A 16,390-nucleotide genomic window follows, 5' to 3' on the forward strand; every position below is an offset into this window, starting at 1 on the left:
ACTGCTTTAGCTCAAATTATTAGGATAATTTGCTGAATACTTGATGGTGCTTTGAGTTTACTGCTCGCAACCTAGCTAGAAAACCAAGGTATGACAGTTGAGGCTCTCTTGTCTCACCGCAATTAGATTTTGCATAAGCTATTGATTAAATTGCTTACTTGACTATGCTGAGAACATAAATCTTGTTGAGGATGTATTTATGTTTCAGCTTACTGGCCGTAAGGTTGTTGTTTTCTTTTTGGTGTTTTTCATCATTAACTACATCATTGCAGTGTTTTGGAGCATTGAGCCAGACCGAATCGAAGTCAAAGAATATGTACTTGAGCAAGCAGTGGCAAACGGTGAAGAAGCGGTAACCGGATATGCCACCACCACAGCATTGATGTTTGTGGCCGAAACCCTGCTAAACAAATCGGGCGGTTACTTAAGTAACGATAAAATGCCCCCTAGCGTGTTTATGGACAACATGCCAAGTTGGGAGCTTGGTGCATTAAACCAAGTTCGAGATTTATCGCTGATTATGCGTAAAGACTTTAGCCGCTCTCAAGCACAATCGGTAGAACATGCCCAGCTTAAAGTCGCCCAGCCTAAGTTCAATATTGACCATACTTCATGGCAGCTTCCAAGTGCAGAGCGCGAATATCAAGATGCTATAGATGCCCTCGCTATTTATCGCGCCCAATTAGCCGATCCTAAAGACCCAAATGCGCAGTTTTATGCTCGTGCCGACAACTTAGTTACCTGGCTTAACGAAGTACAATCACGCCTGGGAAGCATGTCGCAAAAGCTTTCGGCCTCGGTAGGCCGAGAGCGCATTAACACTAGCTTAGTGGGCGATGAAGGTGCTGCACAGTCTACCTTTGCTCCTTCTGAAAGCATGGTGAAAACCTCTTGGTGGAAAATTGATGACGTGTTCTACGAAGCTCGCGGTGAAGCGTGGGCATTGCTGCACTTTTTCCAAGCAGTAGAAGTAGACTTTAAAGGCGTATTAGAGAAGAAGAACGCTACGGTGGCGGTTCGCCAAATTGTTCGCGAATTAGAAGCGACCCAAGAAACCGTATGGAGCCCAATGATATTAAACGGCACAGGTTTTGGCCTTATGGCTAACCACTCCCTAGTAATGGCTAACTATGTATCACGTGCCAATGCGGCCATTATTAATTTGAATAATTTGCTTACCAAAGGCTAAATTAGCTACCAGGCATTACCAAAAGCAGCGTTGATTCGCTGCTTTTGTGCATTTACACTGGCTTAACTTTTACCAAGGATAAGTAACATGGACAAACAACAAGCAATTGAAGCTGCTACTTTTCGCCGTTTGCTGGAACACCTAGACCAACACAAAGAAGTACAAAACATTGAGCTGATGAACTTAGCTGATTTTTGTCGAAACTGTTTAGCCAAGTGGATGATGGCAGCAGCAGAAGAGCAAGGTGAAAGCCTTAACTATGATGAAGCAAGAGAAAAAGTGTATGGCATGCCATACTCAGAGTGGAAAGAGCACCACCAACTGCCAGCTACCGATGAGCAAATGGCCATTTTCAACGCTAAGCAAGCCGCTAAAAAATAATACGCTAAGGTGAAGTGAGCTTTCTTCTTTCACTAACCATTGTAATGAACGTTTAGCCGAACCGGTCCGTATATCTTAGTATGACGGTAAATGATTGGGGTAACACGATGCCAAAATCAGTATGGATAAAAAGCAAAGCCAGCAACAACGCCAAAACCTTAGTTCTTGCTGGCTCCCTGCTAGTATTTATTGGAATAAGTACCCTCTACGTTCCTGCGGTATTGGTGTCGCTTATTGCCTCGGTGATTTTCTTTTTAGCATACTTAGGTATTCGAGTTGGCGTAGAAAAATGGATGCAACCGGTATATTCAGTTGTATTGTGCTACGACCACATTCAATTCCACCATCGCTACGGCGGTTGGTGCTTGCCCTGGGATAAACTACAACGTATCGATGTACCTAGGTTAAGTGACGGACTTAATTGGCAGGATATGAATTACGTTGGCTTACTTTTGAGTGACCCAGATTATTTGCTCGACAGTCTGTCCCCTCGCCTATCTGCACATTTACTCACTGAGCAAAGAGCGGCTTTGCTCGCATCCTTACGAAGAAGCTGTAAACATTGCCAAGACAGTAAAGTGAGTGATCATTTAATTGAAGACGATTATTTTAAATCAAGCAGTGGGAAAATTTACACCGGACTCACCGGCATGTTCGCAAACAGAATGAAAAAGCTTCGAGAGCTCACTGGCTATGATCTATTAATTGAGCAAGATATTCTTGACCGAGAACCAGAAGATTTCATTAGCTTAGTGCGTAACTACAAAAACCAAACTCTGCGCGAGCACAACGCATAATCACCTAGCTCTCTAGAGCACGATTACCAAATTAATAACGCGGCTTATCGCTGCCTTCAACGGTACGCAATAACTTTAAAGTCCACATGTATTGCTCTGGCGAGCGAGAAATTAACTTCTCTACCTCTTGATTCATTCGCAAGGTATCTTGCGCAACATCTTTGCTGGGGAAGTCTTGCATAGCAGGATGAATGAACAACTTCACTTTATGTAATTCGCTGTCGTAACCCGCATAGATAGGCACCACCTTTGCGCCACTTAATTTGGTCATTTTACCCAATACCGGCAAAGTGGCTTTTTTAGTAGCAAATAATGGCGTCATTAAACTGGCTTCTGGACCAAAGTCCTCATCTGGTAAATAGATACACCCAAAACCGGCTCTTACTGCTTTGATCAGCGTTTTAATACCCGCATTACGTTCAAAAATAACGCCGCCAAAACGAGTTCGTTGTTTTGCCATCGCCCAATCAACAATGGGGTCACCAGTTTTTTTAAACATGGTGCACATATCATGGCCTCGGGTACAAAAATAAGTCCCCAGAAAATCCACTGGGTAGGTATGTGGCAATAGAATTATAAAGTTTTCATTATTATCGAGAATACTTTGAATATGCTCTTCACCATCAACCACAATACGGTTCTGCAGATAACGTTTTGAGCGAACAGACATCTCGCCCGCTCCCAAAATAAGCTGAGCAAAAATCTGCATATTTTTTTGCATTAATTGCTCGCGCTGTTGCGCGGTCATATCGGGGAAACACAGCTGTAAATTAGTGTCGGCAATTGCACGGCGTTTCTTCAAGGCTTTTAGGTTAAAGATACGGTTGGCAATAGCTACGGCAATTTTATCTCGTAGCTTTAATGGCACATAAGCCAGCAGAATGATGAGTCCGCCCACCAACCAGGTGCCCCAATGCTTAGGGGCTAACCATGTTTTGGAAAACGATATAGAAAATGCTTGAGACTCAAACTTCGACATAGTCTAACAACACTACCTTAAGAAATTGATAAAACTGCGCGCCAGTTTACTCTGCAGTGGCGCTAAAGCAAGTTTACTCAAGGCGGTGAGTTACAAAATAGAGTGTGTAGCATCCAAGTTACTCGATACAAAATGATCAAGTTGTGGCGCCATTAATAAGGGTTCGTCTTGCCAAATAATCGCTTTACGCATTTTTTGGCGCGCATCTAACACCATAGATTCAGTTTCTTTAGAGCGTAACCAATGGTCTTTACTAGGCCACTGCGAGTAAGAAATCCACGTGCCGTCGGAGGCTTTATGCAAACGCGATCCCAATGCGGCACACTTATCAATATTAAAATGAATAATCTCTGACCAGCCTTCTTTAAAGGACTGAATATGCTCTTCATTTAACTTCCAACGAAACAACACAACAAACATCGACAATCTCCTTATTATTCTCGCTTAACATAACTATGGCTGTAGCCTGCCTTAAAACACAAGGTCTCTAGCTAAACTCTGCTAAACGGTTATCAATTAGTTGACTTAACTCACTTTTTCTTTGCTCGCTGGCGTAACTTGCAGCAACAGCGCTGCGGCAAAGCTGGGCAATTTGCTGCGGGCTCCAGGCAAACGTTTCACTACAGGCCTGCAAGTTATCCAGTAAATAACCGCCAAAATAAGCAGGATCGTCTGAGTTAATCGTAACCGCCAAGCCTTTCTGCAACATTTTCGGTAATGGGTGCTCACTTAAGTGCTCAACCACCTTTAGTTTTACGTTACTAAACGGACAAACGGTTAAAGGCATTTGAGCGGCGACAAGTTCTTTAACTAAAACTTCATCTTCTAAACAGCGAACGCCATGATCAATTCGGCTAACATCCAATAGCTGCCAAGCATTTGCCACATTGGCTGCTGGGCCTTCTTCTCCTGCATGAGCCACTCTTTGTAGCCCCAGTTGTTTGGCCATAGCAAACACTTGTTGGAACTTCTCGGGAGGATGACCTTGTTCACTAGAGTCTAAACCCACACCAATTATATGTTTAAGGTAAGGTTTAGCCGCTTCTAAAGTCTCTATTGCAGAGTCCTGCGATAAGTGACGTAGAAAACACAAAATATATTCGCTAGATATTCCAAACTGGGTAAAAGCTTGTTGCTTAGCCCTCACCAGCCCATTAATCACTGTGCTTATTGCGATACCGCGTTCAGTGTGAGTTTGCGGGTCAAAGAATATTTCTGTATGTAATACATTGTCGCGGTGACAGGTTTCAAAGTAAGCCCAAGCTAAATCGAAAAAGTCTTGTTCTGTTTGCAACACTTCTGCACCTTGATAGTACAAATCTAGAAACTCTTGAAGGTTATTAAACTGGTAAGCTTTTCTTAAGTCATCAACGCTGGCATAAGGCAAAGTAATATTGTTTCGTTTAGCTAGCTTAAACATTAACTCAGGTTCTAAGCTACCTTCAATGTGCAAATGCAGCTCAACCTTTGCTATTTTTTTAATAAAATCTTGTTGATTAAACATCAATCTTTTCCTTCAACTGCTTGGATACTAATGAATATAAGCTATTTGTTGCCGTTAGGTTATTTTTCTCTAGCGCTTTTTAGTCACACTACGTTACTCTGAACTACGGATTATAGGGTTCTAAGGAAAAAGAATGAGCAAAGCAGTTATTTGTGATATTGATGGTGTACTACTACACGACAACCAACTGATAGACGGAGCCAAAGCATTTATTGAGCGTTTACTGGCTAACGATACTAAGCTAGTAATTTTAACTAACTATCCTGCTCAAACTCCGCAAGATTTACAGAACCGCTTTCAAACTGCTGGAGTTGATATTCCAGAAAGCTGTTTTTATACCTCAGCGATGGCTACCGCAGATTTTCTTAAACGCCAAGAAGGTAACAAAGCCTATGTTATTGGAGAAGGCGCGTTAATTCATGAACTTTATAGCGCTGGATTTACCATCACCGACATTAACCCCGACTTTGTAGTGGTAGGCGAAACCAAAAACTACAATTGGAATATGATTCAACATGCGGCAAAATTTGTTGCACAAGGCGCGCAGTTTATTGCCACCAACCCAGACACTCACGGACCAAACATGAGCCCAGCTTGTGGTTCTCTATGCGCTCCTATCGAACGAATTACCGGGCGCGAACCCTTTGTGGTAGGCAAGCCCTCTGCATGGATTGTACGTGCGGCTCTCAATAAAATTGGCGCACATGCAGACGACACCGTGATTATTGGTGATAACCTACGCACTGATATACTGGCTGGCTTTCAAGCTGGTTTAGAAACAATTTTGGTACTATCTGGTGTGAGCAGTGAAGCCGACATTGAAATGGTACCCTTTAGACCGAACTATGTTTTCCCTAACGTGGCAACAATCGACATAATATAACGATAAAGATTTAGCACTTAATGGATATTTCTATACTAATAACAGTGACGTTTTTGGCAGGATTTCTTGCTCATTTAGCGCACTTACCCCCTCTAATTGGATTTTTGGCCGCCGGTTTTGCCTTACGCGAAATGGGTTATGAACAAAATGAATTGATCTCTACGGCAGCAGATTTAGGTGTAACATTACTGCTGTTTACCGTTGGGTTAAAACTAGATATACGTACCTTGTTTAAGCGCGAGGTTTGGGGAACCGCTACCGCGCATATGGGTACCAACATGCTGCTGTTTGTAGGCACGCTATCAGCCGTTAAATGGTTTGGTATAAGCAGCATTGGTGAGCTGTCTACCACAGGTATTGTTGTATTGTCTTTTGCATTGTGTTTTTCCAGTACAGTATTTGCAGTAAAAGTATTAGAAGACAAGAGTGAAATGAATGCACTGTATGGCCGCGTGGCTATTGGTGTATTGATTATGCAGGACATCTTTGCGGTAGTATTTCTGGCTGCTACCACTGGCAAAGTTCCAACCATGTATGCGCCACTACTATTGCTGTTATTGCCGCTACGTCCAGTGTTGTATCGTTTGCTAAACCGCGTAGGCCACGGCGAATTGCAGCTAGTTTTAGGCTTCTTTTTAACTTTTGTTCTAGGCGCACAACTATTCGATAGCGTTGGCCTTAAATCAGATTTAGGTGCGCTAATTATAGGCATGTTGCTAGCAGGCCATCCCGCTGCAAGTGGCATGGCAAAAGCCTTATTTAGCTTTAAAGAACTCTTTTTGGTTGCCTTCTTCCTATCGATTGGTTTATCCAGTGAGTTAAGCTTCGAATCTATCTATATCGCGCTATTCTTAGTGGGTATTCTCGTGATAAAAACAGCATTTTATTTGCTGTATTTACTGCAATTTAGATTACGTTCACGAACCGCATTTCTAGGTGCTGTTAGCTTGGCAAACTACAGCGAATTTGGCTTGATTGTAACGGCTGTTGCAGTGCAACTTGGCTGGTTACACGCCGACTGGATGGCAACCCTAGCAATGGCTGTAAGTATTAGCTTTTTGGTTGCGGCTCCTATCCACAAAAACGCCGATATCATTTACCAGTTTATTCGCCCAAGCCTAAAACGCTTACAGCGCTCTAAGTTGCACTTAGAAGACCAACCTATCGAACTTGGGCAAATGCAAGTCGTTATATTAGGCATGGGCCGAATTGGTGAAGGTGCCTACGATATGCTGCAGCAGCACTATCCCGATTTGGTTATCGGTATTGATACCGATCTTGAGAAAATTCAGCACCAAATTGAAAGTGGCCGAGCAGTAATTCAAGGTGACGCTACTGACTCCGATTTTTGGGAAAAGTTAGCACCCTCAAAAGATTTAAAACTGGTATTACTGGCCATGCCCCATCACCATGGTAACCAATACGCATTAAAGCAACTTAAGAAAGGTGAGTTTAATGCCAAAATTGCCGCCATTGCGCAGTTCGCCGATGATGTTGAAAAGCTAAAACGCCTTGGCGCAGACGAAGTCTTTAACCTCTACAATGAGGCCGGTGCGGGTTTTGCCGACCACGTGCACTCGCAACTCATTGATAGCAATAAACCACAAGAATAAAGCTTAAAATTTGCAAAAAGACTTACAAAAATAGCCAGTTTGTTAATAATTCTTAGTTTTCTGGCTTTTTTTAGCAAAAAATGTCATTCAGGACTTGCAATAATTTCTGATCTTGGCAAATTGAGGGCAATATTGGAACAAATGGCGAAGTACCATTTGTTCGAGAGTAAACACAAAGTAGTTAAGGGAAGAGTATGTGTTCCATATTTGGAGTTCTAGACATTAAATCTGACCTCAGTGTATTGCGTAAGCAAGCACTTGAGATGTCAAAACGTTTACGCCACCGTGGCCCGGATTGGTCAGGTATTTACACTTCAAAAAATGCCATCTTAGTGCATGAGCGTTTATCTATCGTAGACGTAAATACCGGCGCACAACCTCTTTATAATCCCGAAAAAACTCACGCTCTTGCGGTTAATGGTGAGATCTACAACCACAAAGATCTTAAAGCTCAGCTTAATGTTGATTTTGAATTTCAGACAGAGTCTGACTGTGAAATCATCTTGGCCTTGTACAAAGAAAAAGGCATTGAGTTCTTAGACGACCTAAACGGTATCTTCGGTTTCTGCTTATACGACTCTGAAGAAGACGCCTACCTAATTGGTCGTGACCATATTGGTATTATTCCTCTTTACACTGGCTACGATGAGCACGGTAACTTCTACGTTGCCTCAGAAATGAAAGCATTGACGCCTATTTGTAAAACAGTGAGCGAGTTCCCTCCTGGTCACTACTTATACAGCAAGAACGGCGAACCTGTTAAATACTACAAGCGCGATTGGATGGACTACAAAAACGTAGAAAACAACGACGCTAGTGTAGAAGATTTAAAAGTAGCTTTAGAAGCAGCGGTAAAACGCCAGTTAATGTGTGACGTTCCTTACGGTGTATTACTCTCTGGTGGTTTGGATTCTTCGGTTATTTCTGCAATCACTAAAATGTATGCAGATAAGCGTGTTGAAGATAATGACAACTCTGAAGCTTGGTGGCCACAACTGCACTCATTTGCAGTTGGCCTAGTAGGCTCGCCGGACCTAATTGCTGCACAAAAAGTTGCTGACCATTTAGGTACCGTGCACCACGAAATTCACTTTACCGTTCAAGAAGGTATTGACGCCATTAAAGACGTTATTTACCACCTTGAAACCTACGACGTAACCACCATTCGTGCGTCTACTCCTATGTACCTAATGGCCCGTAAAATTAAAGCGATGGGCATTAAAATGGTACTTTCTGGAGAAGGTGCTGATGAAATCTTCGGTGGTTACTTGTACTTCCACAAAGCGCCAAACGCTAAAGAATTCCACGAGGAAACCCTACGTAAACTTGAGAAACTGCACATGTTCGATTGTAACCGTGCTAACAAATCTCTTGCTGCTTGGGGCATTGAAGGCCGCGTACCATTCTTAGACAAAGAGTTCATGGATGTTGCAATGCGCATAAACCCAGAAGCTAAGATGTGTGCCGGCGATAAAATTGAGAAGCACATTGTACGTGAAGCTTTTGAAGGTTACTTACCTGCTGAAGTGGCTTGGCGTCAAAAAGAGCAATTCTCAGATGGTGTTGGTTACTCATGGATTGACAGCTTAAAAGAATTGGTTGAATTGGAAGTCTCTGACCAAGAATTGTCGAATGCGGCCTTCCGCTTCCCAATTAATACGCCAGATACTAAAGAAGCGTACTTCTATCGCAGTATGTTTGAAGAGCATTTCCCACAAGACTCTGCAGCAGAATGTGTACCTCACGGTAAGTCTGTAGCATGTTCAACCCCTGAAGCGATTGCTTGGGATGAGAGCTTTGCAAACAACGCCGATCCTTCTGGTCGCGCAGTACTATCTGTACACAACGAAGCTTACTAGTTACTTAAACTTTACCGCTTTAAACAAAAAACCGATGCTTTAGCATCGGTTTTTTATTGTGCGTAGATCCAGCCCTAAGGCTAGAATCTAAACGTGAATCAAGCCATACAAGCTACATAAGCAGTGGTAAACGATGTCTCTTGAAAGGCTTTAAGGCCCGTTGCAGAAAACTCTACCGGCATTGGGTTATCTTTTAGTACTTGCTTAGATTTAGTGGCTGAAACTAAGTCTACATTTAGCTCGCTAATTAACTCGATAGCAGCTTCTAATTTGAAGCCTACCGCACCACCGGCAAATTTACCTTTCATTGGGCGCTGCTTTATCGCCACTTTCTCAACCTTGTAATCACTCATCAATTTAGCAAAGGCGAACTGAAAGTCACGTAAGTGCTGAGTGCTGTTTATGTCGCTTAAAGTAAGACGGCGCACACGACAATCTGGAATTTGAAATAGTCCATCTTCCAGCGTTAGCAAGCTAACAATAACTTCATTACTTTTTATTTCTACACCGCATACTTTCATCTTGCTACCTATTTTAATCTACGTTCATGCAAACTAAGTGTTGCACAAAAAAGGCCGCTATGCGGCCTAATCAATTTGCTGCTCTAAGCTAGCTTAGAATGGCATTTTCATACCTGGAGGCATTTGCATTCCACCAGTTACATCAGCCATTTTTTCTTTGCTGGTTTCTTCTACACGACGCACTGCGTCATTAACCGCTGCAGCCAGTAAGTCTTCAATCATGTCTTTGTCATCGTCCATTAAGCTTTCATCTAGCTCAACACGACGAACGTTGTGGTTACCAAGCATAACAACTTTCACCAAGCCTGCGCCTGATTCACCAGTAACTTCCATTTTGGCGATTTCTTCTTGAGCGCGCTGCATTTTATCTTGCATTTGCTGCGCTTGCTTCATTAGGTTACCCATTCCGCCTTTAAACATAACTATTCTCTTCTCTTCTATTAGTTATAACTGCGACATTACATCTAGATTAATGTCGAAAATCAAGTTGTTCAGTGGTATTTCACACTGTCGTTATCTAATTCTGCGCCAAAGCGTTGCTGCAATACTTGGATATTAGGATCACCCAATAACCTATCAATGGCTGCATTGGTATTTTTTTGATGAAGTAACTGCGCCAACTCTAAAGGTGTTTTGCCATTTGAGTTTTCACCTACAGTTATTTCTAATTCAATTTCCTGCTGCAAACACACGCTCAATTGCTGATTTAACTCTTCCACCGAACTTGGTTTAGGCAAGTGAGATAACTCGGGTTTTAATAGCAACTTTACGGTGCTTTCGGAAAGTTGATACAAAGAGTTAATGGCTATTTGTCGAGCAATTGGCCCTAATTCCATAAACTTCACCATCTCGGACCAAGCTTCATCATTGTCGTTTGTAGTGGCGACAAAGCTTACCGTTTCTACTTCCTCAACTGGTTCAACCGTTTCTGGCTGCACCTGTGAAAGATTATTAGAGGATGGCTCCGAAGCATTTGCTGGAGCTAAGTTTGGCTTTAGATTGGTAGAGGCGCCCGCCTCTTTAGACTTTTTTCCGGACTTTCCTCGCCCACGTAGCTGGCTTCTTAACTGCAGCAAAGATGCAGTTTCTTCTTTAGCCGGTGCTTGAGGAATATTTACTGGAGTAGCCTCAGGCATTGCAGCAGGCAAGTCTTGAGCTTGGTATTCGGCAGCATAATTAGGCTCTTCATATTCAGCCTCAGCATTCATATCGGCAAACTGGGCATAATAACTATCATCAACCGTTGCTTGCTCTGCACTAACAGCGGCTTGTTTGGTGTTGGCCTGAGGAGCAGCTTGAGCTGATGAAGGTGGTGTTTGGGAAGGCGCCGGATGGCTTGCCACTGGTAGCCTATTCCCTATACCCGCTTCTGCTGCTGGCTCTACAGGGCTGACAGCAGGTAATGCAGCTTGTTCAACTTGCTGTTGCTGTTGCTGTTGCTGTTGCTGTTGCTGTTGCTGTTGCTGTTGCTGTTGCTGTTGCTGTTGCTCAGAATTATCGCCACGTAACTGATTTTTCAGCTTGGCAATGCTCTGCTCTCGCTGCACAACTCGCTCATCTTTATCAACGGTAGCCGGTGCTTTATCGCTAATACCTGAAACTGCAGGAGCGGTAGGTATTTCGTAACCTTGCTGCGTCGCTTGCTCTAGAATTTCTTGTTGCTCTTTTACTAAGCTTTTATCCGCTAAATCTGCATTGCTCGGGCTATTTTCTTTAGTAATCGGGCTTGCTACTTCGCCCTGCTCTGCTGGCTGAAATGCCAACATTCGTAACACGGTCATTTCGAAACCGCTACGTGGGCTTGGAGCGTAAGCAAAATCTCGCTTACCAGTAATCACTATTTGATAAAGTAACTGCACCAGTTGCGCGTCTACTTGCTCTGCAAGCATTTGAATCGTTTCATCATGTTGACTTGCTGGTAGCACCTGCGCCATCGCTACTTTATGAATAATCTCAGCGAGTTGTTGATGCAAGTGCTCGTAATCAGGCGACATACTCGCTAACTCTGAGATTTTGCTGAATACCGATTCTGTTTGCCCGGCAACGACATGACAAAGAAGCTGACGCAACTGATGAGGATCTAACACGCCCAACATATTAAGTACTTGCTGGTAAGCTAACTCTTGGTTAGACAAGGCTAACGCTTGATCAGTTAAGCTCAAAGCGTCTCGCATACTGCCATCGGCTGCATGGGCTAAAGCAGCAAGTGCTGCAGGCTGATATTGACGCTGTTCAGCATCTAAAATATGCGCTAACTGCTGAGAAATTTGTTCTTCACTCAGCGCTTTCAACTGAAATTGTAAACAGCGTGACAACACCGTTACCGGCAGTTTCTGCGGATCGGTGGTAGCAAGCAAAAATTTAACGTGCTCTGGTGGCTCTTCTAGAGTTTTTAGTAGCGCGTTAAAGCTATGACGTGACAACATATGTACTTCATCTATTAAGTACACCTTATAGCGGCCTTTGGCGGGGCTATACTGCACGTTGTCTAGAAGCTCTCGAGTATCTTCCACTTTTGTGCGCGAGGCAGCATCTATTTCTAATAAATCAACAAAGTTACCTTGGTCAACTTCTAGGCAATTACTGCACTTACCGCAAGGATTAGAAGACACTCCTTGCTCACAATTGAGGCTTTTAGCAAACAAGCGCGCAATGGTTGTTTTACCCACACCACGGGTGCCACTAAACAAATATGCATGGTGCAAGCGCTGTTGGTCTAATGAGTTTATCAAGCCAGCTAGTACATGTTGCTGGGCAACAACTTGCTGGAATGTTCTGGGTCGCCATTTTCTCGCTAGGGCTTGATAATTCATTAAATGCTGTTGTCCTATTCGCCTTCGAACTCAACTAGATAAGTTGATTCTACTCCGAGTGTCGTTAATTTCTGTGCGCCAGGTAAGTCTACCAAATTAATGACAAAGGCCGCATAGTTGATTTCGCCGCCTAACTGGCGAATTAACTTCACAGACGCCTCAGCGGTGCCGCCAGTTGCGATTAAATCATCAACCAACAACACTTTGTCGCCAGGCTGAATAGCATCGGTATGAATTTCCAAAGTATCCATGCCATATTCAAGCTCATAGCTTTCGCCAATAACTTCGCGAGGTAACTTGCCAGGTTTGCGAACCGGAATAAAGCCAACCCCTAATGCCAGCGCTAGTGGCGCACCAAAAATAAAACCTCTTGCTTCGGTGCCAACGATCTTGGTAATACCAAGGTTTTCGAAACGCTGTTGCCATTCATGAATAACCAAGGCAAAAGCCTTTGGATCTTCAATTAAACTGGTAACATCCCTAAACAATATCCCCTCTTTTGGGTAGTTAGGGATAGTTTTAATTGCGTTCTTTATATACTCAAGATTAGCGCTGCTCATACCGGCTTCCATTTTCCAAAAAAAACGCCCAAACAGGTGGGCGTATTTACAATCTTTAATTATCTCAGTTTATGGCGATAAAGCAACGAAGTGCTAACCTAGATAATAGCCAAAAATTAGGCAAATATTTTTAGTAGAGACAAGCTCAAAGGTAGGGTTGGTAACAGCAGCGCCACTACAAAACCTAGGAAATATAATACGTTATAATCTTCTTTAAACTGCTGGTCCATCTAAACTTCACCTTTAAACTAAATTCAATCAACATTGATCTAGATCAATTATACTTGAGCATCATCTCTACAAACACCCAGCAAAAACATGGAAATAAACTGAGCATCCAGCTTATTCAGGCCAATAATTTGCGTAGCTAATTTGCTAGCAGCAGACACCACAAACAGTTAGAATGGCCGCTTTTTCAAACTAAGGTTTACTATGCGCGTAGTTTTAGCCCCAATGGAAGGCGTTGCAGATGCTTCCATGCGCCAGCTTTTGTCTAGTTGTGGTGGCTACGACTGGTGTGTAACAGAGTTCATTCGTGTTACTGACGTAGCCCTGCCCGACAAAGTATTCTACAAGTACAGCCCGGAACTACATGAGCAAGGTTTAATAGCAGGCCACACCCCGGTTAGAGTACAGCTGTTAGGCCAGCATCCTGGCCCGATGGCAGAAAATGCGGTAAGAGCTATCGAACTTGGCTCTCATGGTTTAGATCTAAACTTTGGCTGCCCCAGCAATACTGTTACTGGAAGCTGCGGTGGTGCCTCTATGTTAAAAGCCCCTCAGTCGATTTATGATGTTGTAAGTGAAGTAAGAAAAGCCGTACCCAAGCAGCATATTGTATCTGCCAAAATTCGCTTAGGTTGGGAAAACAAAGATGACTGCTTTGATATTGTACAAGCTGTGCAAGAAGCAGGCGCCAATGAGCTAACCATTCATGCGAGAACCAAGCTCGACGGTTACAAAGCGCCAGCGCATTGGCACTATATAAAGCAAGTTAAACAGCAGTTCTCTATTCCTATTATTGCTAATGGAGAAGTTTGGAACCGAGAAAACTACTTACAGTGCAAAGAAGCCAGCAATTGTGAAGATGTAATGATTGGCCGTGGCGCACTTACTATTCCGAACCTTGCTAAAGTAGTACGAGGTGAGGAAGAGCCATTAGCTTGGTCTGCAGTAATTGAGCTGCTAATTCGCTACTCTCAGCACCAAATCACCAGTGAAAAAGCCAAGTACTACCAAAGCCGGGTGAAACAGTGGTTAAGATACCTTTCTGGCTACTACACCGAAGCCGACGATCTATTTCGCAATATCAGAGTATTAAAAGATACAAATTCTATTGTTAAGCAAATCCGCCTACAGCAATGCAAAGATTGACCTTTCGTTAAGCTTGGCTTTACGTTTCTTCGCACTATTTGCTCATATTCTGTATTAGATCAACAAAACCCTAATAAAAGTAGTTATATAGCTTTTTAGTGTTTCGTTTTGATTCACATCATATCTCGGGGTTAGACCCGGTGTTTATACTGCTAGCTCATTTAATAATTGGGCTTAAACGTGGAATTTAGAGATTATCAGTTGCGACTCACGCAACAATTAGAGCAGTTAAAGTCTGAAATAATCTCAATTTTAACTGCCTCAGAAAAAACCAGCTTGAAGCTAACAGCTGACAAATTGCAGTCTTTAACTAACGAAGAACTTATTGACCAGGCCCTGAAATTGCAGCTCTCAGAGCTAACGACTCAGTTAAAACAATTACAAAGGGTTGACGCAGCACTTTGCCAAATAGACTTAGGTTTATATGGTTTGTGTAGCGACTGTGAAGAAGAGATTGAAATTAGCCGTTTAAATAACGACCCAAGCACTCAACGCTGTCAACGCTGTAGTGACAAACACCGTATGTTTAAGCGGCGCGAAAGTTTCGCACTTTAAATAATACTGAAACCAGTAAATACAAAAAGGCCACCCTTGGGTGGCCTTTTTACTTCCATCTTCTTAGAAGAATTAGAAGTTGTAACGTACACCCACAGCTAAGCGGTTGTCGTCTTCTTTAGCACCAGATACAGACTTAGTAGTCTCGTCTTGGTACTCGGTGTACAAAAGAACGTTGTTCCAATCGTACATTGCACCAACTAAAGCAGTTTTTAGGTCAGCTGAAGAGTTTTTGTCTTCTTGAACGTTCCAACCAGTGTAAAGCTGTAGACCCATGTCTAGAGTGTAAGCAAATACACCTTCGTGGCCGATAGCTTTGTCTGAAACACTGCCATCATTTGCAAAAGCAACGTGGTTTTTGAACTCACCGTAAGATACCGCTGCGTAGATAGGGCCTTGGTTGTAGCTAGCCGCTAACGCAGTAAGCTTAGCGTCGCCGTCATTGTTAACTAGAGATTTTTCAGCATCAGTACGGTTCATTTGGTGGTAAGTTGCACCAACATTTAGACCGAAATCGAAGTCATAAGAAACAGCACCAGAGTAGCTATCTTTACGACCTTCATCTTCGTCGGCAAATTGGTACTGACCGCTTAAGTTAACGCCACCAAAGCTGCCGTTGTATTGCAGTGCGTCGTTAGCACGTGCAGTACCTACTTTGTCACCGTTGTCGTAAATACCCATTGCGGTACCGCCGTATACCCAAAATACATCGGTTACGCCAGTGATAGTGTAGTAAGTAGACCATTGCTTACCGTAAGAAACAGAACCATAGTCTGCGTGGTCAACTGCGATGAAACCTAAACGGTTGAAGAAAGGAGAGTCACTGTTACCATTTGGGTTGTCTAAACCGTACTCCATAGTAGCGCGAGCAGTAACATTTTCGCTCATTTTGCGAGAGAAGTTTAGGTTAATACGTGAAGAGTTGTTTTCTGAACGAAGATCGCGCTCACCTTCGTTGTTAGCAGACTCAACCATAAGGTTAAGACGACCACCGATAGAAAATGCGTTTTCGCCGTCGTTGTAAATTTCTTGAGCGTTAGTTGCACCAGTTGCAAATAATGCTGGGATTGCGATTGCTAGAATAGTCTTTTTCAAAGTTCCACTGCCTATTTTGAGATTAATAATTTATCTCTTCCTTGACCCATTCATTCGTCCTTGGAATGGTTTCCTTGAGCAGTGAATTCCCTCTCACGGCCGACATATTTGCTGATAATGAGAGTGAAATCAACATTTTTTTGAAGTTTTTATGAACTTTTATGGTTAATTGAAAGTGCAATAGGCATATCAACAAAATAAAAATCCAAACAATATCTATTTAATAGCAAATATTTAGACAAGCTTTAGATTTAAAAAGCTTTTTAG

16 protein-coding genes are annotated in these 16,390 nt (G+C 42.8%); 8 read left to right on the plus strand and 8 right to left on the minus strand.

Annotation, left to right across the window (positions count from 1 at the left end; all coding sequences use genetic code 11):
• Positions 1-199: 199 nt before the first annotated feature.
• The 3 genes from OV592_RS12440 to OV592_RS12450 all read left to right on the plus strand — a co-directional run bounded on the left by OV592_RS12440 (position 200) and on the right by OV592_RS12450 (position 2,367).
• The gene (locus tag OV592_RS12440) at positions 200-1,189 is read left to right on the plus strand and encodes a DUF2333 family protein (RefSeq protein ID WP_338621487.1); all 990 of its coding nucleotides are present in this window, start codon (positions 200-202) and stop codon (positions 1,187-1,189) included.
• A gap of 87 nt (positions 1,190-1,276) precedes the next feature.
• Positions 1,277-1,570, plus strand: a complete 294-nt coding sequence (locus OV592_RS12445; RefSeq protein ID WP_152782442.1) for a DUF1244 domain-containing protein — start codon at positions 1,277-1,279, stop codon at positions 1,568-1,570.
• Between the two features lie 107 nt (positions 1,571-1,677).
• Complete coding sequence (locus tag OV592_RS12450; protein ID WP_406608787.1) at positions 1,678-2,367, plus strand: DUF2982 domain-containing protein; 690 nt, start codon at positions 1,678-1,680, stop codon at positions 2,365-2,367.
• A 31-nt stretch (positions 2,368-2,398) separates the two neighbouring features.
• On the opposite strand, the gene lpxM is transcribed toward OV592_RS12450, so the two are convergent.
• The 3 genes from lpxM to OV592_RS12465 all read right to left on the minus strand — a co-directional run bounded on the left by lpxM (position 2,399) and on the right by OV592_RS12465 (position 4,850).
• Positions 2,399-3,346, minus strand: a complete 948-nt coding sequence (gene lpxM, locus OV592_RS12455) for a lauroyl-Kdo(2)-lipid IV(A) myristoyltransferase (protein ID WP_406608788.1) — start codon at positions 3,344-3,346, stop codon at positions 2,399-2,401.
• A 90-nt stretch (positions 3,347-3,436) separates the two neighbouring features.
• Entirely contained in the window at positions 3,437-3,766 is a 330-nt protein-coding gene (locus tag OV592_RS12460) for an antibiotic biosynthesis monooxygenase (protein ID WP_016401131.1), read from the minus strand.
• Between the two features lie 67 nt (positions 3,767-3,833).
• Entirely contained in the window at positions 3,834-4,850 is a 1,017-nt protein-coding gene (locus OV592_RS12465; protein ID WP_406608789.1) for an adenosine deaminase, read from the minus strand.
• Positions 4,851-4,983: 133 nt separating this feature from the next.
• Here OV592_RS12465 and OV592_RS12470 point away from each other — a divergent pair, with 133 nt between their 5' ends.
• The 3 genes from OV592_RS12470 to asnB all read left to right on the plus strand — a co-directional run bounded on the left by OV592_RS12470 (position 4,984) and on the right by asnB (position 9,205).
• Complete coding sequence (locus OV592_RS12470; protein ID WP_406608790.1) at positions 4,984-5,733, plus strand: HAD-IIA family hydrolase; 750 nt, start codon at positions 4,984-4,986, stop codon at positions 5,731-5,733.
• Positions 5,734-5,753: 20 nt separating this feature from the next.
• Positions 5,754-7,346, plus strand: coding sequence for a cation:proton antiporter (locus OV592_RS12475; RefSeq protein ID WP_406608791.1), 1,593 nt, complete (start codon positions 5,754-5,756; stop codon positions 7,344-7,346).
• A 194-nt stretch (positions 7,347-7,540) separates the two neighbouring features.
• A complete protein-coding gene (gene asnB, locus OV592_RS12480; protein ID WP_016401136.1) occupies positions 7,541-9,205 on the plus strand; it encodes an asparagine synthase B in 1,665 nt (554 codons plus the stop codon).
• 98 nt (positions 9,206-9,303) lie between these two features.
• On the opposite strand, the gene OV592_RS12485 is transcribed toward asnB, so the two are convergent.
• The 4 genes from OV592_RS12485 to apt all read right to left on the minus strand — a co-directional run bounded on the left by OV592_RS12485 (position 9,304) and on the right by apt (position 13,099).
• Entirely contained in the window at positions 9,304-9,726 is a 423-nt protein-coding gene (locus tag OV592_RS12485) for a DUF3010 family protein (protein WP_016401137.1), read from the minus strand.
• Positions 9,727-9,819: 93 nt separating this feature from the next.
• A complete protein-coding gene (locus tag OV592_RS12490; protein ID WP_016401138.1) occupies positions 9,820-10,146 on the minus strand; it encodes a YbaB/EbfC family nucleoid-associated protein in 327 nt (108 codons plus the stop codon).
• Between the two features lie 71 nt (positions 10,147-10,217).
• On the minus strand, positions 10,218-12,539 hold the full coding sequence (gene dnaX / locus OV592_RS12495) for a DNA polymerase III subunit gamma/tau (RefSeq protein WP_406608792.1): 2,322 nt from the start codon (positions 12,537-12,539) through the stop codon (positions 10,218-10,220).
• A gap of 14 nt (positions 12,540-12,553) precedes the next feature.
• The gene (gene apt, locus OV592_RS12500; protein ID WP_016401140.1) at positions 12,554-13,099 is read right to left on the minus strand and encodes an adenine phosphoribosyltransferase; all 546 of its coding nucleotides are present in this window, start codon (positions 13,097-13,099) and stop codon (positions 12,554-12,556) included.
• Between the two features lie 432 nt (positions 13,100-13,531).
• On the opposite strand from apt, the gene OV592_RS12505 reads away from it, so the two are divergent.
• A complete protein-coding gene (locus tag OV592_RS12505; protein WP_406608793.1) occupies positions 13,532-14,473 on the plus strand; it encodes a tRNA-dihydrouridine synthase in 942 nt (313 codons plus the stop codon).
• Between the two features lie 180 nt (positions 14,474-14,653).
• Entirely contained in the window at positions 14,654-15,028 is a 375-nt protein-coding gene (locus OV592_RS12510; RefSeq protein ID WP_406608794.1) for a TraR/DksA family transcriptional regulator, read from the plus strand.
• A gap of 72 nt (positions 15,029-15,100) precedes the next feature.
• On the opposite strand, the gene OV592_RS12515 is transcribed toward OV592_RS12510, so the two are convergent.
• On the minus strand, positions 15,101-16,123 hold the full coding sequence (locus tag OV592_RS12515) for a porin (RefSeq protein WP_406608795.1): 1,023 nt from the start codon (positions 16,121-16,123) through the stop codon (positions 15,101-15,103).
• Between the last annotated feature and the right edge of the window lie 267 nt (positions 16,124-16,390).

It is taken from the genome of Agarivorans sp. JK6, from assembly GCF_045277145.1.
Lineage (GTDB): Bacteria > Pseudomonadota > Gammaproteobacteria > Enterobacterales > Celerinatantimonadaceae > Agarivorans > Agarivorans albus.